The sequence below is a fragment of the Streptomyces sp. NPDC002446 genome (assembly GCF_053595675.1).
Genome location: NZ_JBSFYC010000006.1, coordinates 115,670 through 135,396, shown reverse-complemented (window position 1 = coordinate 135,396; position 19,727 = coordinate 115,670). Strand labels below are relative to the sequence as shown.

The window sequence follows — 19,727 nt, the reverse complement described above, 5'->3', positions numbered from 1 at the left end:
GGGACCCAATCAACGGCTGACGAAGACCGAAGGCGGCCGACAGGCTCGGCTCCGGGCAGGGGCGCCGGCGGCAGATGCGGGGCGATTCCGTGCCCGCCGCCGGTCCCTCGCGCCTCATGGCCTTGGCCCGGTCCTCATGCCATCAGGCAGATCGCCGTCACCACCAGTCCCTCCTCGGCCAGCCATCCTCCGCTGAATTCGGTCAGCTCCCGGCCGTTGACCACGGGGCCGGGGACGAGGAGGCGGGCGGTGAAGGTGGCGTCCGTGGGGTCGAGGGTGAGCAGGGCGTCCTCGAAGCCCAGCCACCGCTGGGTGAGCGGGTACCAGGCCTTGTAGACGCTCTCCTTGGCGCTGAAGATCAGACGGTCCCAGCAGACCTCCGGCTCCAGGTCCGCCAGATGGCGGAGCTGAGCACGCTCCTCGGGCAGCGTGACGAGATCTATGACGCCGGGATCGTCCACCGGCTGGTTGGGCTCCGCGTCCAGGCCGACGGTCACCACGTCCCGTTGGCGGGCCACCGCGGCCGCGCGGTAGCCGGTGCAGTGCGTCATGGCGCCGACGACGCCGTCCGGCCACTGCGGCGCCCGGTCGCGGCCGGGGAGCAGCGGTGCGGGAGCGAAGCCCAGCCGGGACAGCGCACTGCGGGCGCAGCCGCGTACGGTGCCGAACTCCAGCTGGCGTTTGGGGACGGCGCGGGCCACCAGTGCGCGTTCCTCGGGGAACATCTCGGACAGCGGGGCGTCCTGAAAGGCCTCGGCGGTCACGATCGGCGCCGGCAGCAATTTGTCGATCATGCGTGGGTCCTTGTGGTGCCGGGGGCGACGCTGGCCGGGGCGGGCAGGATCTGGACCGGGCGGCCCGGCTCGCCGGAGCGTTTCTGCCACTCGCGCGGGTAGCCGAGCGACACCTCCTGATGGGGAACGCCGTCGCACATCAGCAGCCTGGGGATGTGCAGATGGCCGTAGACCACGGTGGCGGCACGGAACCGGCGCGGCCAGTCGGCGGTCGCCTCCGTACCGCACCACAGCGCGAACTCCGGGTACCACAGCGGGCGGGTGGGCTCGCGCACCACGGGCCAGTGGTTGATGAGAACCGTCGGCAAGTCCTCCGGTACGGCGGCGAGCCGTGCCTCGGTGGCCGCCACCCGTGCCCGGCACCACGCCTCCCGCGTCGGATAGGGGTCCGGGCGCAGATGGAACTCGTCGGTGCACACCACCCCGGCCTTCTCGGCGTCGGCGAGCGCCTCCTTCTTGGACGTCAGACCCGGCTTCCGGAAGGTGTAGTCGTAGAGGAGGAACAGCGGGGCGATCACCGCCGGGCCGCCGTCGCCCTCCCAGACCGGATAAGGGTCCTCAGGGGTGAGGACGCCCAACTCCCGGCAGATCTCCACCAGATGGTCGTAACGGGCCACACCGCGCAGCTGCACCGGGTCGTCCGGCGGCGTCCACAGCTCGTGGTTGCCGGGCACCCACACCACCTTGGCGAACCGGCTGCTGAGCAGGCCGAGCGCCCAGCGGATGTCGGAGACGTACTCGCCGACATCGCCGGCGACCAGCAGCCAGTCGTCGTCGGACCGTGGCTCTAACCGCTCGACGATGTCGCGGTTCTCCTTGTAGCGGACGTGCAGATCGCTGACGGCCACCAGGGTGCCGCGCCCGCCGCCCCGCGCCGGAGCGGAGGCGGACGCGGCGGCGGAGGCGGACGCGGGGGCGGCGGGGGCTGGGCCGGCGGCGCTGGGTTCGAGGGTGCGGATCTCGTAGGTCACCATCGAAGTAAAGACGGTGCGGAGGGGAGAGTGAAGTGCGGGGCGGGCGCGGAGGTGCGTCCGTCACCGGGGTGGTGGTGTCGCGGTGGGTGTGCGTCACCAGGGCGGTGGTGTCGCCATGGTGCGTCCGTCACCGGGGCGGCGGTGTTGCGGAGGGTGGGGGACCGGGCCGGGTGGAAGCTTGGGAGGTCGGTGCGCCGCCGCGGCGGATGCGGGTGGCCAGCCACAGGTCGAAGCGGTCGTCCGGGTCGTCGAGGCGGCGGCCGGTGAGGTCCATGGCCTTGTCGAGGCGGTTGCGCACGGTGTGCCGGTGGACGCCGAGGCGGCGGCTGGTGGCGTCCCAGGCACCGCCGGTCTCCAGCCAGGCCGCCAGCGTGGCGATCAGCTCCTCGCCGTTGTCCGCGAGATCGAGCGGCCCCAGCACGGTGTCGGCGTAGCCGTGCAGCGTACGGCGGTCGCCGAGGTCGAGCAGCAGACGGCTGGCCTGGCTCTGCCGGGCCTGTGCCGGCTCCCCGCCGGCCCGGCTGACGGCGAGCAGACCGGCGGCCTGACGCAGCGACACCCGTACCGCTTCGGGAGCGGTGGCCGGGCCGATGCCGGCCGGGCAGCGCGGCGCGAAGCGGGCGAGCACATCGCGGATGTCCAGCTCCTCGCCGACCACCGCCTCGATGAGCCCGCCCGGTGCGCCGCCCGCCGCCGCGTCCGTGACCCGGACCAGTCCGCCGGGCATCGCCAGCGCCAGATCGGCGGCCATCTCCTGGGCGACGGCGTCCGGAGCCGCGTCCCCGTCCGCCGTCCCGGCTCCGGAGGGCCGCCCGGCGCCGGCCGCACCCGTGCCCTTGGCGTCCTCGCCGCCGCCGTACGGCTCCACCACGATTCCGCGTACCCGTTCGCCCGTCAGCCCCACCGAGTGCAGCATGTCCCGGGCCCGGTCCGCGGACGGGTTCTCGTCGGCCAGCAGCTCCGAGAGCAGCGCCGACCTGCGACGGCGCTCCGGCTCATCGCGCAGGTGCCGCCGCTCCAGCTCCAGGGACAGCAGCGAGACCAGTCCGGGGACGACCGAACGCGCCGCGTCGTCCGGACGTCCCGTGAGCAGCAGCAGCCCGCGCAGCCGCCGCGCGCCCAGGGGCTGCACCTCCAGCTGCTGCCCCCCGGCCGTAGCGGACGCGCTGCCGCGCAGCCCGCGCGCGGCGACCCGTTCGATCAGATCGCGCGCCTGCGCCAGCGGCGTGCGCGGCTCGCGCTCGCCCGCCGCCAGCAGCCGCCCCAGAGGGTCGAGCACCGCGGCGCCCACGCCGGTTGCGGCCGTCCACTCCGCCAGCATCGGCCGCAGCCCGTCGCCGGCCGCCGCGGCCGTCAGCCGCCGCTGGGTCGCGAACGCCCGGTGCAGCGCTGCCCGCTGTTCGTCGGCCCGGGCGTCGAAGACCGCCTTGGTGACGGCGATGAACGGCACCTCGTCCGGCACCGTCAGCAGCGGCAGCCCCGCCTCCTCGGCCGCCGTCACCAGCGGCTCCGGCGCCTCCTGGTACGGCAGCCCCTGGCCCAGGCCGAGCGCCAGACAGGCCGCCCCGCCCTCGGCCACATCCCGGACGTAGGCCCGGCAGGCGGCCGGCTCCATGGGCAGCAACAGGCCGATGGTCATCAGCAGTTCGCCGCCCTGCAGCCACTTCCCCGGTGTCAGCAGATCGGAGACCGTCGCCGCCTCGATCGTGCGGGCCAGCAGCCGCGGCGGCACGTCGTAGGTGACCGACAGCCGCAGATCCTGCCTGGCCAGGAGATCGGAGATATGCAGGGGCATATACACAGTGTCCATCACATTTCTACGGAATGGACGATCGGGCAGGGGCAGGGGCAGGGGCAGGGGCAGGGGCAGGGTGCGGGGGGCGGGGCGGAGGCGAGGCGTGCTGCGCGGCGTGCGTCGTGGAGCTCTTCCCTAGGGGCGGGGCGAACAGATCCCGTAGGGGACGCGAGGGCCCCCTCGGGGCCATAACGAGGTGGGGCAGGGGGGCTATTCCACAGCAGGTGGCCATTCCCCCGCAGGCGGCCATTCCACCGCAGGAGGGCATTCCCCCGCAGCCGGGCATTCCACCGCCGGAGGGCATCCCCCCCGCCCTACACCCCCCACACCCCCACCGTCACCGACTCCGGTGGCAGGCGTAGCACGCCGTCCGTATCCGGGAGCCGGGCCTCCGGCCAGCCCGCCAGTGCCTGCGGAGCGGTGTGCCCGCCCGCGGCCACCGGAATCGCCGTCGTGTCCCGCCCCAGGTTGACCGCCACCGGAATCTCCGCCGTCGTGTCCCGCCCCAGGTTGACCGCCACGCGCAGTGGTCCGCGCCGGAGCAGCAGCCAGCGGGCGTCCTCGTCGAAGGTGACGTCCGTGTGGCGCGGATCCGGGTCCGTCAGCGCGGGCAGTTCATGACGGAGCGTCAGCAGCGTACGGTGCCAGGCCAGTAGGCGGGCATGGGGGGCGCGGGCCGGTTCGGACCAGTCCAGGACGCAGCGGTCGCGGGTGGCCGGGTCCTGGGGGTCGGGCCAGTCACCGCTGTCGCCGGCCCACTCGTGCGCGGCGAACTCGCGCCGCCGGCCGGCCCGTACCGCCTCCGCCAGCTCCGGATCCGTGTGATCGGTGAAGTACTGCCACGGGGTGCTGGCCCCCCACTCCTCGCCCATGAACAGCATCGGGGTGAACGGCGAGCACAGCACCAGCGCCGCCGCGCAGGCGAGCAGCCCGGGCGTCAGGCTTGCCGCCAGCCGGTCGCCGAGCGCGCGGTTGCCGATCTGATCGTGCGTCTGGGCGTAGGCCAGCAGCCGGTACGCGGGGGTGCTCCGCAGGTCGAGCGGCGCGCCGTGCACCCGGCCGCGGAAGCTGGAGTACGTACCGTCGTGGAAGAAGCCGCCGGTCAGCGTCTTGGCGAGGGCGGCGAGCGGGGCACGCGCGAAGTCGGCGTAGTAGCCCTGGGACTCGCCGGTGAGGGCGGTGTGCAGGGCGTGGTGGAAGTCGTCGTTCCACTGGGCGTGCAGGCCCTGGCCGCCGCTCTCCCGCGGTGCGGTGGTCTGCGGATCGTTGAGGTCGGACTCGGCGATCAGGAACAGCGGGCGCCCCAGCCGGCCCGCCAGCCCGTCCACGGCGGCGGACAGTTTGGCCAGGAAGTGCGGGGTGCGGTCGTCGTGCAGCGCATGGACGGCGTCCAGCCGCAGCCCGTCCAGCCGGTAGTCGCGCAGCCAGGAGAGCGCACTGCCGATGAGGTAGCCGCGCACCTCGTCGGACCCGGGGGCGTCGAGATTGACCGCCGCTCCCCAGGGCGTGTGATGGGTCTCGGTGAAGTACGGCCCGAACTCCGGCAGGGGGTTGCCCGACGGGCCGAGATGGTTGTGCACCACGTCGAGGACGACGCCCAGGCCCAGGCCGTGCGCGGCGTCCACGAACCGCTTGAACCCGTCGGGCCCGCCGTAGGGCTCGTGCACCGCCCAGGGGGCGACCCCGTCGTACCCCCAGCCGTGGGTGCCGGGAAACGGGCAGACCGGCATCAGGGAGATATGGGTGATGCCCAGGTCGGCGAGGTGGCGCAGCCGGGCGGCGGCGGCGTCGAAGGTTCCCTCGGGGGTGTAGGTCCCGATGTGCAGCTCGTAGAGGACCGCGCCCGCAAGCGGGCGGCCGGACCACGGGTGCCGCCAGTCGAACCGGTCGTGCTCGACGACCGCGCCGGGCCCGCCCGGTCCGTCCGGCAGCCGCGCGGCGCGTGGATCGGGCAGCGGCGGCCCGTCGTCGAGCCGGAACGCGTAGCGGTCACCGTCGCGGGCCGGTGCCTCGGCCCGCCACCATCCGGCGCGTTCACCGTCGCGCTCCATCGGGACCGGTGGTTCACCGGCGCGCCCGCCCGCCCACTGGAGAACGACCCGCCCGGCCCTCGGCGCCCATACCTCGAACAGCACGGCTGTCCTCCTTCGTCGGCTACCGATCCCCACGACCCAAGCATGCCCACGCGCCGCCGGACAGCCCGACGTGGCGGCGCGGGCCGACATCGCGCCGACGCACTGGGCCGTTCCGGCGAGCGGCCGGCACCGCCGGCGAGTGTTCTGCGCACCTACCTCGCCTGGACAGCGGCTCGCGGCCGCCGGAGAATCACGGCATGACTTCGCTCGAGTTCCCCGCGCGCCCGGCGCGCCCGTCGGACGCCGACCGGGAGCGCGCCCTCGACCTGCTGCGCGACGGCGCGGCCCAGGGACGGCTGTCCCAGGACACCTTCCTGCGGCGCCTGGAACTCGTCCTCACCGCCCAGCAGCACTCCGAACTCGACCTGGCGACCGCCGACTTGGAGAGCCGCGGCAAGGTCCAGGGCTTCCTGCTGCGGATGGTCGGCCGGGCGTCCGCATTCCACATCCGGGTGCGCAGGGCCTGGCGCACGGAGCGGCTGCCCAAGCTGCTGCTGCCCGAGCCGGGGCCCTTCCCGCTGCTGATAGGCCGGGCGCCCGGCGTGGGTCTGCGCCTCAACCACGAGACGGTCTCCCGTGCCCACGCCGAACTCCGCAGCGCAGGCAAGGGCTGGCTGCTGCGCGACCTCGGCTCCACCAACGGCACCTGCGTCAACGGCCGCCGGGTGGTCGGCGAGGTCCCGGTCGGCCCCGGCGACCACATCACCTTCGGCCGGGTCGACTACGTCCTGACGGAGCGGTAGGGCGCCCCGTCCCGCAGCGTTGCCGCATCCTCACGTACCGGGCGATCCCCGGACGGATGCGACATCCAGCCTCCTTCGCCGTGCGTCAGGCCCGGCAACAGCCCCTCGAATTCCTGGACATGGCGGGCCGGCAGCGCACCGCAGACCAGCCAGGACCGGCGGCCGCCGGAGGTCTCGCCGAGCTCCGCGCCCAGCGCGGCCAGACGGGCGGTCACCGGCGCGAGCGCGGCCAGCGGGACCTCTGCCTCGAAGGCGTGGTACGGCTCGTAGACCCGGGTGCCGGCCCGTTCCAGGGCCCGCAGCAGCACCCCGGGGGTGACCGTGCGGAAGTGCCCGGCGGTGCTGACCGGGCCGATGAAGCCGGACCGGGTCAGCACCGCCCGGCAGTCCGTCACCGCGAGGCCGCGCGGGCCCCGCTGCAGGGTCGCCAGTACGGTCTCCTCGACGGCCTGGTGGAAGCCGTGCGGCAGTGCGCCCAGTTCGGTCTCGTAGGCGAAGACCGGGCCGGAGCCGCGGGCGCCCGGCTCGACGCGCAGCCCGACCGTGGCCCACGGCCCGACGTGGCCGCGCCTGGCGATCTCGTGAACCGCCTCGCCGACGCCGCACGGCCGCTCGACGCACACCACCCGGCTCGGCGCGAACTCGGCCTCGACGCCGTACTCCTGGCGCAGGGTGGCCGCGATGATCTCCTTCTGCACCTCACCGTGCAGCAGCACCGAGGTCGCGCCGTCGGGCGCGGGACGGACCTGGAGCAGCGGGTCCTGGTCGGCGAGCGCCAGCAGCGCGGCGCGCAGGGCCGCGGCGCGCGCCGGATCGGGGGTGCGGACGACGGTTTCGAGGGTGGGGGAGGGGAAGAGCGCGGCGTCGGCGGGGGCTTCGGCGGGCGGGCCGATGCGGTCACCGGTCCGGATGCCGGGCAGTCCGCGCAGCACCGCGATATTGCCCGGGGTCAGCGGCCCGTCGTCGCCGGGCGGCCGCCCGATGACATCGAGCGAGGAGATCCGGCCGGTCAGCGGACCGCCCGCGCCGTCCCCCGCGCCGTCCCCCGCACCGGGCCGGTGCAGCTCGATCCTCTGCCGAGGCCGCAACTCGCCCTCGTAGAGCCGGACATGGGCGGTGCGCTCGCCCTTCGGCGGGTGGTGGACGGCGAAGACCGTGCCGCGGGGTGCGGTGCCCGCGCCCACCGGGGCCGGCGGGATCAGCCGGGTCATGCCGTCGACGAGCGCGCCGACGCCCTGCCCGCCGAGCGCCGAGCCGAAGTACACCGGGTGGAGCGAACCGTCGGCCGTGCGGGCGGCCAGGGCGGCCCGGAGCCGGTCCGGGGTCGGCGGCGGGCCCTCGACCAGCTGGGCCAGCAGCGACTCGTCCGCCTCGGCCACCGCTTCGGCGAGCTGCTCGCGGACCTGCGGGTCCTCCAGGGAGTACGGCACCGAGCGCGCCCGTGCGGTGCCGAGGCCGGTCACGGACGTCATCGGGACCGCGACCGGCGCCAGCAGGCGGCGGATGTCGTCGAGCAGCGCCCGGTCCCGGGCGCCGGCCCGGTCGATCTTGTTGACGAAGAGCAGGGTGGGCAGCCGCAGCCGCCGCAGCGTCTTCATCAGCACCCGGGTCCTGGCCTGGACGCCCTCCACCGCGGACAGCAGCAGCACGGCGCCGTCGAGCACCCCCAGGGCGCGCTCGACCTCCGCGATGAAGTCGGAGTGGCCGGGGGTGTCGATGAGGTTGATCTGGAGGTCGCCGACGGTGAAGGAGGCGACGGCCGAGCGGATCGTGATGCCGCGCTGCCGCTCCAGCTCGCCGGAGTCCGTGCGGGTGTCACCGGCGTCGACGCTGCCGAGCCGGCCGATGGCGCCGCTGTCGAACAGCAGCCGCTCGGTGAGGCTGGTCTTACCTGCGTCGACGTGGGCGAGAATCCCGATGTTCAGGGTGTGCGAGGGAAGCATGGAAGGTGGATTCCTCGAGAACTGTCGTCCGGACGGGGCGATGGGTCGTTCCGAGGAATCCGCGCATTCCGTGCTCCTTGGTCGGGGAAGAGCGTGCGTACGGGGCCATGCTGACCAGCCGTGGGCCGGGCCGCAACCGAATTGATCGCCGTCGCCGTCGCCGTCGATCCTCCGGCCCCAGGGGGCACCCCGCCCGCTCGGTGCTGGTGCAGCCCCCGCCCGGCCAGCGTCAGAAACGTCTCGCCGACCGCCTCCGAGAGGGTCGGGTGGGCGTGGACGTGCTGGGCGACATCGGACGGTTCGGCGTCCCAGGCCACGATCAGCTGGCTCTGCGCGATCATCTCGGAGACCTGCGGCCCGACGAGATGGACACCGAGCACCGCACCCGTGGCCTCGCCCCCTGCCCCGTCGGCCGCCGCGATCACCTTCACCATGCCGCCCTGACCGTGCACCATCCCCTTGGCGGTGGCGGTCAGCGGCATGGTGTTGACCTTGATCTCCAGGCCGCGGGCGCGCGCCTCGGCCTCCGTCAGACCGACCGAAGCGGTCTGCGGCGAGGAGTACGTCACCCGCGGCACGGCCGCGTAGTCCACCGGCCGGGTGGGGACTCCGGCCAGCGTCTCGGCCACCAGCAGGCCCTCCGCGAACGAGGCGTGGGCCAGCCCCAGGGACGGCGGCGGCAGCAGGTCACCGACCACGTGGATGCCCGGTACCGCGGTCTCCAGCCGCGACCAGTCCGCCGGCGCGACGAACCCCCGCGCGTCCGCGGACAGCCCGGCGGCCTCCAGGCCGAGCCCGTCGGTCACTGGCACGCGCCCCACCGCGACCAGCAGCCGCTCCGCCTCGACCACCACCTCCTCGCCCCCGGCGGTGCGCACGGTGGCCCGTACCCCGTCGGGCAGCAGCTCGGTCCCGGTGAGCGTGGCGCCCGTACGGACGGTGATGCCGCGTTTCTTCAGACCGCGCGCCAGATGGCGGCTGACCTCGTCGTCCTCCAACGGGAGCAGCCGCGGCGCCGCCTCGACGAGGGTGACCTCGGCACCCATGGAGCGGTGGAACGAGGCGTACTCGACGCCGATCGCGCCGCCGCCCAGGACCAGTACGGACGCCGGGAGTTCGGCCGCGAACAGGGCGTCGTCGCTGGTCACGACCCGGCGGCCGTCCGGTGCCAGGCCCGGCAGCAGACGCGGCCGGGACCCGGTGGCCAGGACGATGCCGCGCCGGGCGGTGAAGGTTCCCGCACCCTCGACATGGACCGTACGGGGACCGGTCAGCCGGGCCGTGCCGTGGACGACCCGCACCCCTGCCGCCGCCAAGTGCCCGGCCACGCCCTGGTGGTTGCGGGTCACGATGGTGTCGCGGGTGGCCACCAGCGCGGGCCAGTCCACGGAGTCGACGGTGGCCTTGACGCCCCACCGCTCGCGGGCCTCCGCGATACCGTCCACCAGCTCGGCGGCGTGCAGCATGGCCTTGCTGGGGATGCAGCCGCGGTGCAGGCAGGTGCCGCCGATCAGCTCACGCTCGGCCAGCACGACCCGCAGGCCCAGGGAGGCGGCGCGCAGGGCGGTGCTGTAGCCGCCCGTGCCGCCGCCGATGACGAGGACGTCCGTGGCGTCCGGTGGTGTCTCACTCATGCGATCAGCCATAGGAGCAGCCTCCGCCCACCTGCGGTGATGAGTCCAAGGCAATGTTTCTATGGTGGCGATGAAGGCTCTTCATGGGCGGTCCGGCACATGGCGGGAGGGGCGATGAGCCTGCGGCAGATGGAGTACCTGGTGGCGGTCGTCGAGGAGGAGTCCTTCACCCGCGCCGCCGAGGCGCTGCACGTCACCCAGTCCGCGCTCTCGCACCAGATCAAGGCGCTGGAACGGGAGGTGGGCGGCCCGCTGCTGGAGCGGATGAGCCGCGGGGTGCGGCTGACCGCGATGGGCCGGGCCTACTTCCCGCACGCCGAACTCGCCGTACGCAGCGCCCGGCAGGCCCGCCGCGCCGCACTGGCCGCAAGCGGCGCACAGAGCGGCGAACTGCATATCGCGACGGTGCACGCCCAGGCGATCGGGGTGCTGCCCGAGGTCTGCGCACGCTGGGCCCGCGAGCACCCCGGCGTCCGCCTGGTGCTCCATGAGTACGCCACCACCGAGGAGCTCTACGAGCACATGGCGCGCGGTGTCGCCGACATGGCGCTCGGGCCGCGCCCCGCGGACTGGCCGGGGCCGGTCACCGTCGTCGGGCAGGAGCGGATGGTGCTGGTCGTACCGCACGGCGACCCGCTCGCCGGGCGTACGTCGGTACGGCTGGCGGAGCTGGCGGACCGGCCGTGGGTGCGCTGCAGCCTGGAGCCGGTGGTGGGCGGAAGGCGCTGGCTGGACCTGGAGTGCGAGCGGGCGGGCTTCACCCCGCGGACCGCCGTCCGCACCCAGCACAGCTCGACCGCGGTGCGGATGGCGTCGGCGGGCGTCGGCGTCCTGCTGACCGCGGCCCATGAACTCCGCGGCCTGGACTGCGCGTCGGTGCCCACCGACCCGCCGTGGAGCCGCGACATCACGGTCTTCTCGCGGGTCCAACTGACGGGTGCGGCGGCCGAGTTCACCGATCTGCTGCGTACCAACCAGGAGCTGGCGGGTAGCTGACGGCGCGTCACATTTCACTCCCGGACGAACAGCGCCACCGGTGACGTCGCCAGCAGCTCGCTCAGCCCCACCACCGCGCCGCCCGGCAGCTCGCGCCCGCTCAGCAGCTCGCGCCAGGGCCCGTCGGCGGGCAGCCGCAGCCCGGTGTCCCACCAGCCGCCGGTCTCCGCCAGCCGCAGCGACAACCGGGTCACCACCGTCAGCACCCGCCCGCTGCGGCAGAACGCCACACAGTGCTCGGCCGCCGGACCCTCCGTGTGCACCGGTTCGTACGAGGCGCCGGCGCCGAACCACTCGGGGTGGGCGCGCCGCAGCCGCAGCGCGGTGGCCGTCAGCCACAGCTTCTCGCCGGACAGATCGCGCGGCGCGGCCCCGCCGTCCAGCTCGGCGAGCAGCTCCGGGCGGAACCGGGCGGGCCGCCGGTTGTCCGGGTCGACCAGCGCGGCGTAGCTGAGTTCGGTGCCCTGGTAGAGGTCGGGGACGCCCGGCATGGTCAGGTGCAGCAGCGTTGCACCCAGCACGTTCGCGCGCAGGAACGGGGCCAGCTCCTCGTCGAGCGCGGTGAGCGGGGCGGCCGGGGGACCGCAGGGCCCGTTGCGGACGAACTCCGCCACCGCCTCCTCGTAGTCCCCGTTCCGCTCCGTCCACGAGGTGCGCAGCCCGGCCTCCCGTACGGCCTTGAGGACCGCGGCCGTCACCCTCTCCGCAGCGGCCTCACCGACGGACGGCCCCAGGCCGAACGCGGTCTGCCAGGCCAGCCAGGACACCATGGGATCCGCCGGGCCCGCGCCGTCCGCCCCGCCCGCCCCGGCCCCGCACACCGCCGCCTCGCCCATCCCGCCGAGCACGTCCCGCCACCGGTCCGGGCACTCCGACAGCACCGCGATCCGCGCCCGCACATCGGCGCTGCGCTTGGTGTCGTGCGTGGAGAGCACCGTTCCGGTCGCCGGCCGGTCCCGCTGGATCCGGGCGCAGTACGCGTGGAAGGCCTCCGGTCCGAGCGCGGGTTCCCCGGGGTCCTGGCCGACCTCGCAGGCCGACAGCAGCACCGGGTAGCGGTAGAAGGCGGTGTCCTCGACGGACTTGGCGTGCAGCGCGGACGCGGTCTGGGCGAAGCGGGCGGCGAAGTCGGCGCGGTCCGCGGCCCGCCGTTCCCCGGTCTGCCGTTCCGGGGCGCCGTCGTCCGCCTCCCGCGCGCCCTGTGCCTCCCGCGTGCCCTCCGCGTCCTCGGCCCCGTCGCTCCACCGGCCGAGCGCCAGATCGTGGACCAGGTCCACCGCCCGCGCCTCCGCGGGCACCCGGAACGCGCCCCGCGCGCGCACCGCCGCCCGACCCAGCATCGCCGCGTCCGGCACCGCCTGTGCCGCATCGGCGGGGTAGGGCCGGTAGACCGGAAGCCGCACCAGCAGCTCACGGATCGCCTGCCGCAGCGCCCAGGGCGCGTGGTCGCCGGGCCGCAGGGCGTGCGCGCTGATCCGCGCCGCGGTCCGCACCAGCCGTTCCACCTCCGCGGCCAGGTCGTGGGTGACGACCTCGTACGCGGCCCGGCGTACCGTCTCCTCCCAGTCGCCGCCCTCGTCGGCCAGCGGGGTGACGAAGTCCCGGTAGTGGGAGAAGAGCCGCGCCGAGCCCTGCGGGCAGACGAAGAGCCCGTCGATGTGCCGCAGCGCGTCATAGCCCGTCGTCCCCGCGCAGGCCCAGCTCGCGGGCAGCCGCTCGTCGCCGGTGAGGATCTTCTCGACGACGGTCCAGCGGCCGCCGGTCGCCTCGTGCAGCCGGGCCAGATAGCCGCCGGGGTCCACCAGGCCGTCCGGGTGGTCGATGCGCAGCCCGTCGATGACGCCCTCACGGACCAGCCGCAGCACCGTGCCGTGGGTCGCTTCGAAGACCTCCGGGTCCTCGACGCGCACCCCGATCAGCTCCGAAATCGTGAAGAAGCGGCGGTAGTTGAGCTCGCTGCGGGCCAGCCGCCACCAGGCGAGCCGGTACCACTGGGCCGCCAGGAGGCGCGGCAGCGGCAGGCCCCCGGTACCGGGACGCAGCGGGAAGGTGTGCGTGTCGCGGTAGTGCAGCAGCCCGTCCCCGGCATCGACGCGGAGGTGCTCCGACTCGTCGCCCAGCGGCCCCTGGAGCACCGGCAGCAGCAGCCGTCCGCCGTGGCCGCCGTCCCAGTCGACGTCGAACCACCGCGCATACGGGGACGCCGGCCCGTCGCGCAGCACCTCCCACAGCGGCCCGTTCAGCGCCACCGGCGCCGGTACGGCCATATGGTTCGGCACGATGTCGACGACCAGGCCCAGGCCGTGCGCACGGGCCGTCGCCGCCAGCGCCCGCAGCCCCCGCTCACCGCCCAGCTCGGCCCGTACCCTCGTGTGGTCGACCACGTCATAGCCGTGGGTGGACCCCGGCACCGACTCCAGCACCGGTGAGAGGTGCAGATGGGAGACGCCCAGCGCGGCCAGATGGGGGACGGCCCGCTCGGCGGCGGCGAACGGGAAGTCCGGCTGGAGCTGCAGCCGGTAGGTGGCGGTCGGCGACGGACTCGATGGCTGCGTCATGGGAACACCCGTACCCCGCCGGGGGCCCGATGTGTCATCCGCGTCCGGCATTGGCGTCGCCCGAACGCCGTCGGTGTGCCCGGACCGGGCCGGTCCCCGGCTACGCCGGCCGTTGCAGCACCAGCAGGCTCCGGCCGATCAGTGTCAGCCGGTCCCCGGCCTTGACCTTGGCGCCGCCGCCGTCGGCCACCGCCTGCGGCCGGTCGGTGTCCACCACGACCTGCCACTGCCGCCCCAGGTGCTCGGGAACCATGAACTCCTTCTCCTGGTCGTGGGCGTTGAACATCAGCAGGAACGAGTCGTCGGTGATCGGTTCGCCGCGCGGACCCGGCTCGGAGATCGAGCTGCCGTTGAGGAACACGGTCAGCGACTTGGCGTGCACCGACTGCCAGTCGCGCGGCCCCATCTCCCCGCCGCCGGCGGTGAACCATGCGATGTCGGACAGCTCGTCATGGGTGCCCTCCATCGGGTGGCCCTGGAAGAACCGCCGGCGCCGGAAGACCGGATGGTCGCGCCGCAGCCACACCATCTGCCGCACAAACGCCAGCAGCGCCCGCTGCTCCTCGTCCGCCCCCGGCACCCGCTCCGTCCCGGCGGCCTCGTCCGCCTCATCCGCCCCGTCCGCCTCGTCGGACCCGTGCGGCTCGGCGCCGGCCGCCGCCCCCTGCTCCGGCCAGTGCACCCACGACAGCTCGTTGTCCTGGCAGTACGCGTTGTTGTTGCCGTCCTGGCTGCGCCCGAACTCGTCCCCGTGGCTGAGCATCGGCACGCCCTGCGACAGCATCAGCGTGGCGATGAAGTTCCGCATCTGCCGCGCCCGCAGCCGCCGCACCGAGGGGTCGTCGGCCGGCCCCTCGACACCGCAGTTCCAGGACCGGTTGTAGCGCTCGCCGTCGCGGTTGTCCTCGCCGTTGGCCTCGTTGTGCTTGTCGTTGTACGAGACCAGATCGTGCAGCGTGAAGCCGTCGTGGCAGGTCACGAAGTTGACGGAGGCCAGCGGCCGCCGGCCGTCCTCCTGGTAGAGGTCCGACGAGCCCGCCAGCCGGGACCCGAACTCCGCCAGGGTGCGCGGCTCGCCCCGCCACAGGTCCCGCACGGTGTCCCGGTACTTGCCGTTCCACTCGGTCCACAGCGGCGGGAAGTTGCCCACCTGATAGCCGCCCTCGCCGACGTCCCACGGCTCGGCGATCAGCTTGACCTGGCTGACGACCGGGTCCTGGTGCACCAGGTCGAAGAACGACGACAGCCGGTCCACCTCGTGGAACTGCCGGGCCAGCGTCGCCGCCAGATCGAAGCGGAAGCCGTCCACATGCATCTCCTGCACCCAGTAGCGCAGCGAGTCCATCACCAGCTGGAGCACATGGGGGCTGCGCATCAGCAGCGAGTTCCCGGTGCCGGTGGTGTCCATGTAGTACTGCCGGTCCTCCGACAGCCGGTAGTAGGAGGCGTTGTCCAGCCCCCGGAACGAGAGCGTCGGCCCCAGATGGCTGCCCTCGGCGGTGTGGTTGTAGACCACGTCGAGGATCACCTCGATGCCCGCCTGGTGCAGCGCCCGCACCGCCGTCTTGAACTCCAGCACCTGCTGCCCGCGGTCGCCCCAGGACGCATAGGCGTTGTGCGGGGCGAAGAAGCCGATGGTGTTGTAGCCCCAGTAGTTCGTCAGCCCAGCGTCCACCAGCCGGTGGTCCTGTACGAACTGGTGGACCGGCATCAGCTCCAGCGCGGTCACCCCCAGCTTCGTCAGATGGTCGATGATCGCCGGGTGCGCCAGCGCCGCATAGGTGCCGCGCAGCTCCGCCGGCAGCTCCGGGTGGCGCATCGTCAGGCCCTTGACGTGGGCCTCGTAGAGCACCGTCTCGTGGTACGCGGTGCGCGGCGGACGGTCGTCGCCCCAGTCGAAGTACGGATTGACCACCACCGAGGCCATGGTGTGGGGCGCCGAGTCCAGGTCGTTGCGCACCTCGGGGCGCCCGAAGTGGTAGCCGTAGACGGCCTCGTCCCAGTCGATCCGGCCGCTCATGGCCCGTGCGTACGGATCGAGGAGTAATTTCGCCGAGTTGCAGCGGTGCCCGCGCTGCGGCTCGTAGGGGCCGTGCGCCCGGAAGCCGTAGCGCTGCCCCGGCATCACCCCCGGTAGGTAGGCGTGCCGCACAAAGGCGTCACTCTCGCGCAGCTCGACGGCGGTCTCCGAACCGTCGTCGTGCAGCAGACACAGTTCGATGCGCTTCGCGGCCTCGGAGAACACCGCGAAGTTGGTGCCCGCCCCGTCATAGGTGGCACCCAGTGGATACATCTGTCCCGGCCAGACCTGCATGCTCAGACTCTTCCACTTTCTCGTCGGGCGCTGCGGAGACTCCACGACACACGTGCGCGGAGCGAAGCAAAATCCTTCCGCAAGGTGTCGCAACTTTTCGTACACAGCGGTCTTTTCCCGAGATCTCCGCTGAATGCTGGCAACCTGTCGCGAAGTCGGATCGTCCTACTGGTCGTCCTACTGGAGGACTGACGGGGGAACCGAGATGTGTGTCACGCAATGTGACAGCAGGGGGTAACCGTGCACCAACTGATGCACCGCCACCTCGGCAAGGTCGTCGCGGGCGCCGCCATCGCGCTGACGGGCACCGCCGTCATGGCCGCGATCACCTTGCCCGCCGACGCCGGCGCCGCCGGCAGCACCGGCACCCGGCCCGCCGCAGCCGGCGCGGCCGCTCCGGGAGGCGACCCGGGACAGCCGCCGCCGCCCGGCGTCGTCGAGAAGGTCCACGCCCAGGGGGAGCGCGGCCAGGGGCGCGATCCGCTCACCGACGCCGAACTCCGGCGCGCCCGGGAACTGGCGCTGCCGCGCCCCGTGCGCGGCGTCGCACGGGATGTCGCTGGCCGGCCGGGGCCCGAGCCCCTCACCACCGACCTGGCCGAACTCACCCCGTCGGAGACCGGGCTCGCCGACCCGCCGCGCCGGGCCCATGTCTCCTTCTACGACTACAAGAGCGACAGCTACGTCACCAAGACCGTCAACCTCACCACCTCGAAGGTGGAGTCGACGGACACCCAGCACGGCGTCCAGCCGCCGCCCAGCCACGACGAGGCCGTCGAGGCGGCGCGGCTGCTGATCGCCGCCCCGCTCGGCTCCGGCCTGCGGCAGGACTACCGCGACGCCACCGGGCGCGACCTGACCGGCCCCGGGCCGCTGGCCGTGACCGGCTTCGTCTACCGGGGCCGCGCGGAAGGCGACGCGCCCGGCGCCCTCGCCGAGTGCGGGGAGCACCGCTGCATCCGCCTCTTCACCAAGATCAAAAACGGCCAGTGGATCGACACCCGCCGCTTCGTCATCGACCTCAGCGCCCGCACCGTCGCCCGCCTGGGCTGACCGCGGCGAACCGCGCCGACCACGTCGGCCGATGCCGCCATCGACCTGCCACTCCTTCGCACAGGAGCCACCACCATGCCGCAACGCCGCACCACCGGTACCCCGGCCCGCAGACGCCGCCCGCACCACCGCGCCGCCGCTCTCGCCGCGGCCCCCCTGCTGCTCGCCACGACCGCCCTCCTGACCGGCCCGGCCGCCGCCCAGGCCGCCCCCAAGGCGCCCGCCGCGCCCGCCCCGGCGCCCCAGTGCAGCGCCGCCTACCGCATCACCCAGGCGCTTGAGGGCGGCACCGTCTGGCGGATGTGCTGGCACTACGAGGGCAACGCCGGCCTGGTCCTGGACGACGTCTCGTACCAGCCCAAGGGCGAGGCCGCCCCGATCAAGGTGCTCACCACCGCCAAGCTCGCCCAGATCCACGTTCCCTACGACGACGGCAGGAACGAGTACGACGACCTCACCGGGCAGGGCTTCGCCCAGGGCCTGCAGAAGCTCGACCCCGCCGAGTGTCCCGGCGGCACCGTCAAGTCCGTCAAGGTGCCCGGCGCCTGGGACCCCGCGCACCCCGACGTCAGCGGTCTGTGCGCCACCACCCGCGCCCGCGGCCACGCCTACCGGATGGGCGTCTACCCCGGGGAGGACACCAAGACCCATCAGCTCCAGGGCAAGGACCTGCTGCTCTACACCGTCAACAAGGTCGGCTGGTACGAGTACATCACCGAATGGCGGTTCTCCGGCGACGGCACCATGACCATGCAGGTCGGCGCCACGGGAACCGTCTCGCCCGGCGACTACGACGCCGGCGACGGCCGCGGTATGCCGATCGGCAAGGGCGCCAAGGACTACGCCACCAGCCACAGCCACAATGTCTTCTGGCGGCTGAACTTCGGCCTGGACGGCGCGCCCGGCAACAAGGTCGAGCAGTTCGACTCCGCCACGACGACCCGCCCCGGCGGCCGCACGCCCACCATTCGCACCACCCGCACCCCCGTCACCAACGAACTCGCCGGGGACGCCGGGCCGATGCGCTGGTGGCGGGTGGTGAGCCCCACCGGCAAGAACAAGGACGGGCATCCGCGCTCGTACGAGATCGTCCCGGGCCACACCAGCAAGTACACCGGCCGCAGTTACACCAAGCACGACGTCTATTTCACCGAGTACAACAAGTGCGAGCAGTTCGCCAGCAACAACCTCGCCAACTGTGGTGCCCGCGCCGGCAAGACCGTCGACACCTGGGTCAACGGGCAGCCGCTGAAACACCCCATCGCGTGGGTCAACATCGGGTTCCACCACATCGCCAGGGACGAGGACCAGGAGCCGATGCCCGTCCACTGGCAGGGCTTCCAGCTGGTGCCGCGCGACGTCACCGCTATGAATCCGCTCACTCCCCCCGCGCTGTCCGGTCACAACGGGCACTATGAATAAGGGGAGTTGAGACTCGACTCGACCCATCCTGCTGCACCGCCTCCCGCACCGCAGTAGTCTGCCTTGATCGTTGGCACGCGGGTTCGGAAGGCGGTGGCAGGTGAGCGGCGGGCTGGAGTTGCCCCCTGGTGACGAGAGTCATGAGGGTCACGAAGGCGGCTCCGTCGACGCACCACCCGGCGCGGTGTCCCTGGCACGACCGCTGGAGATCGGGGCGGAGCTGGACTGGGGCGCCGACGCCTGGAGCGAGGTGCGTACGCGTGCCCGCCGGGCCGGCCGCGCCTACATCTGGCTGAATCTCGTCGAGCAGCGGCTGCGGGCCGTGGTCGCGGCCGTCCTGCGGCCCATCTACGAGCCGGTGCACGGCGACGAATGGGTGATCGCCGCGGCCGGCCCCGCCGGACAGGAGTGGGTGCAGCGCGCGGTCGCCGTCCGCGAGGTCAGCCGCCGCAAGGGCTACCTCCTCGACCCCGCGGACGACAACATCGTCAGCTTTCTGACGCTGCCGCAACTCCGCGAACTGATGGTCCAGCACTGGCCCTGCTTCGAGCCGTACTTCGACGACCGCCGCGACGTCGAGCTGGCCCTCGACGAACTGGAGGTCGCCCGCAACATCGTCTCGCGCAACCGCGCCCTGTCGGAGACCGTCCTCGCCCAGGCCGAGCGCGCCTCCGCCCGGCTGCTGGACATCCTCGGCTCCGGCGTCGGCACCCGGATCTCCGGGCGGCTGCCGATCGACGCGGTGGAGGACCTCGTCGGCGACCGCTACGCCGACGTCATCGGCGTGCACCCCGACCGGGTCCGCCTGCAGCGGCAGCTCCCCGCCGAGGACCTCTTCGGCGGCGCCCGGCGCCTCGACGCCGTCGGCATAGGACTCAACCTCCTCGTCCAGAACTACTCCGGCCGCCGCCTGGTCCGGCTCGCCGAATCGGGCTGCCGGGTCCGGCTGCTCTTCCTCAACCCCGCGAGCAGCGCGGTCCGCCGCCGGGAGCGCGAAATCGGCCTGAAGAAGGGCGAGATGAGCCGCTCCATCGAGATGAACATCCTCCATATGCGGCGGGTGCGGGCCCGGCTGCGCGACCCCGGCGCCTTCGAGATCCAGGTCTTCGACGAGACCCCGCGCTTCACCGCGTACCTCGTCGACGGCGACGGTCCCGACGGCGTGGCCGTCGTCCAGCCCTACCTCCGCAAGAGCCGGGGCATGGAGTCCCCCGTCCTCGTGCTGCGCGGCGGCTCCCGCGAGGTCGTCCGCCAGGACGGACGCGACGGACGCGACGGCGACCACGGCCTCTTCGAGACCTACCGGGAGGAATTCGAGGGCATCTGGGCGGACTCGCGGCCGGTCTCCTGAGACCTCGTACGGTTG

13 protein-coding genes are annotated in these 19,727 nt (G+C 73.3%); 5 read left to right on the top strand and 8 right to left on the bottom strand.

Going from position 1 to position 19,727, the window contains the following annotated elements; all coding sequences use genetic code 11:
* Positions 1 to 134: 134 nt before the first annotated feature.
* The 4 genes from ACWD6P_RS05920 to treZ form a co-directional block, all read right to left on the bottom strand.
* On the bottom strand, positions 135 to 794 hold the full coding sequence (locus tag ACWD6P_RS05920) for a 4'-phosphopantetheinyl transferase family protein (RefSeq protein WP_451442795.1): 660 nt from the start codon (positions 792 to 794) through the stop codon (positions 135 to 137).
* Complete coding sequence (locus ACWD6P_RS05915; RefSeq protein WP_451442831.1) at positions 791 to 1,765, bottom strand: metallophosphoesterase family protein; 975 nt, start codon at positions 1,763 to 1,765, stop codon at positions 791 to 793. The genes ACWD6P_RS05920 and ACWD6P_RS05915 overlap by 4 nt, the downstream gene beginning before the upstream one ends.
* A 130-nt stretch (positions 1,766 to 1,895) precedes the next feature.
* Positions 1,896 to 3,563: a PucR family transcriptional regulator gene (locus tag ACWD6P_RS05910; RefSeq protein WP_451442794.1), complete on the bottom strand. Its 1,668-nt coding sequence runs from the start codon at positions 3,561 to 3,563 to the stop codon at positions 1,896 to 1,898.
* A gap of 314 nt (positions 3,564 to 3,877) precedes the next feature.
* Positions 3,878 to 5,698: a malto-oligosyltrehalose trehalohydrolase gene (treZ, locus tag ACWD6P_RS05905; protein ID WP_451442793.1), complete on the bottom strand. Its 1,821-nt coding sequence runs from the start codon at positions 5,696 to 5,698 to the stop codon at positions 3,878 to 3,880.
* Between the two features lie 197 nt (positions 5,699 to 5,895).
* Here treZ and ACWD6P_RS05900 point away from each other — a divergent pair, with 197 nt between their 5' ends.
* The gene (locus ACWD6P_RS05900) at positions 5,896 to 6,441 is read left to right on the top strand and encodes an FHA domain-containing protein (RefSeq protein WP_451442792.1); all 546 of its coding nucleotides are present in this window, start codon (positions 5,896 to 5,898) and stop codon (positions 6,439 to 6,441) included.
* Here ACWD6P_RS05900 and otr(A) read toward each other — a convergent pair.
* Together otr(A) and lpdA are read right to left on the bottom strand one after the other, a co-directional pair.
* Entirely contained in the window at positions 6,420 to 8,384 is a 1,965-nt protein-coding gene (gene otr(A), locus ACWD6P_RS05895; protein WP_451442791.1) for a tetracycline resistance ribosomal protection protein Otr(A), read from the bottom strand. The genes ACWD6P_RS05900 and otr(A) overlap by 22 nt on opposite strands.
* A complete protein-coding gene (gene lpdA, locus ACWD6P_RS05890) occupies positions 8,363 to 10,018 on the bottom strand; it encodes a dihydrolipoyl dehydrogenase (protein WP_451442790.1) in 1,656 nt (551 codons plus the stop codon). Before lpdA ends, otr(A) begins: the two co-directional genes overlap by 22 nt.
* A 114-nt stretch (positions 10,019 to 10,132) precedes the next feature.
* Here lpdA and ACWD6P_RS05885 point away from each other — a divergent pair, with 114 nt between their 5' ends.
* Entirely contained in the window at positions 10,133 to 11,014 is an 882-nt protein-coding gene (locus ACWD6P_RS05885) for a LysR family transcriptional regulator (RefSeq protein ID WP_451442789.1), read from the top strand.
* 14 nt (positions 11,015 to 11,028) lie between these two features.
* On the opposite strand, the gene treY is transcribed toward ACWD6P_RS05885, so the two are convergent.
* Together treY and glgX are read right to left on the bottom strand one after the other, a co-directional pair.
* Positions 11,029 to 13,572: a malto-oligosyltrehalose synthase gene (gene treY, locus ACWD6P_RS05880; RefSeq protein ID WP_451442788.1), complete on the bottom strand. Its 2,544-nt coding sequence runs from the start codon at positions 13,570 to 13,572 to the stop codon at positions 11,029 to 11,031.
* A 100-nt stretch (positions 13,573 to 13,672) separates the two neighbouring features.
* Positions 13,673 to 15,886, bottom strand: a complete 2,214-nt coding sequence (glgX, locus tag ACWD6P_RS05875) for a glycogen debranching protein GlgX (protein WP_451442787.1) — start codon at positions 15,884 to 15,886, stop codon at positions 13,673 to 13,675.
* Between the two features lie 240 nt (positions 15,887 to 16,126).
* On the opposite strand from glgX, the gene ACWD6P_RS05870 reads away from it, so the two are divergent.
* From ACWD6P_RS05870 to ACWD6P_RS05860, 3 genes are all read left to right on the top strand, one after another.
* On the top strand, positions 16,127 to 16,939 hold the full coding sequence (locus ACWD6P_RS05870) for a Tat pathway signal sequence domain protein (RefSeq protein WP_451442786.1): 813 nt from the start codon (positions 16,127 to 16,129) through the stop codon (positions 16,937 to 16,939).
* A 75-nt stretch (positions 16,940 to 17,014) separates the two neighbouring features.
* Positions 17,015 to 18,361 carry a copper amine oxidase gene (locus tag ACWD6P_RS05865; protein WP_451442785.1) on the top strand — a complete coding sequence of 449 codons (1,347 nt, stop codon included), beginning with the start codon at positions 17,015 to 17,017 and terminating at the stop codon, positions 18,359 to 18,361.
* Positions 18,362 to 18,461: 100 nt separating this feature from the next.
* Entirely contained in the window at positions 18,462 to 19,712 is a 1,251-nt protein-coding gene (locus tag ACWD6P_RS05860) for an SAV2148 family HEPN domain-containing protein (RefSeq protein ID WP_451442784.1), read from the top strand.
* The last annotated feature ends 15 nt before the right edge of the window (positions 19,713 to 19,727 follow it).

Coding starts and splice junctions, on each gene's coding strand:
- ACWD6P_RS05920 (WP_451442795.1), bottom strand. CDS start 794: ATGATCGACAAATTGCTGCCGGCGCCGATCGTGACCGCCGAGGCCTTT.
- ACWD6P_RS05910 (WP_451442794.1), bottom strand. CDS start 3,563: ATGCCCCTGCATATCTCCGATCTCCTGGCCAGGCAGGATCTGCGGCTG.
- ACWD6P_RS05900 (WP_451442792.1), top strand. CDS start 5,896: ATGACTTCGCTCGAGTTCCCCGCGCGCCCGGCGCGCCCGTCGGACGCC.
- lpdA (WP_451442790.1), bottom strand. CDS start 10,018: ATGAGTGAGACACCACCGGACGCCACGGACGTCCTCGTCATCGGCGGC.
- ACWD6P_RS05885 (WP_451442789.1), top strand. CDS start 10,133: ATGAGCCTGCGGCAGATGGAGTACCTGGTGGCGGTCGTCGAGGAGGAG.
- treY (WP_451442788.1), bottom strand. CDS start 13,572: ATGACGCAGCCATCGAGTCCGTCGCCGACCGCCACCTACCGGCTGCAG.
- glgX (WP_451442787.1), bottom strand. CDS start 15,886: ATGCAGGTCTGGCCGGGACAGATGTATCCACTGGGTGCCACCTATGAC.
- ACWD6P_RS05865 (WP_451442785.1), top strand. CDS start 17,015: ATGCCGCAACGCCGCACCACCGGTACCCCGGCCCGCAGACGCCGCCCG.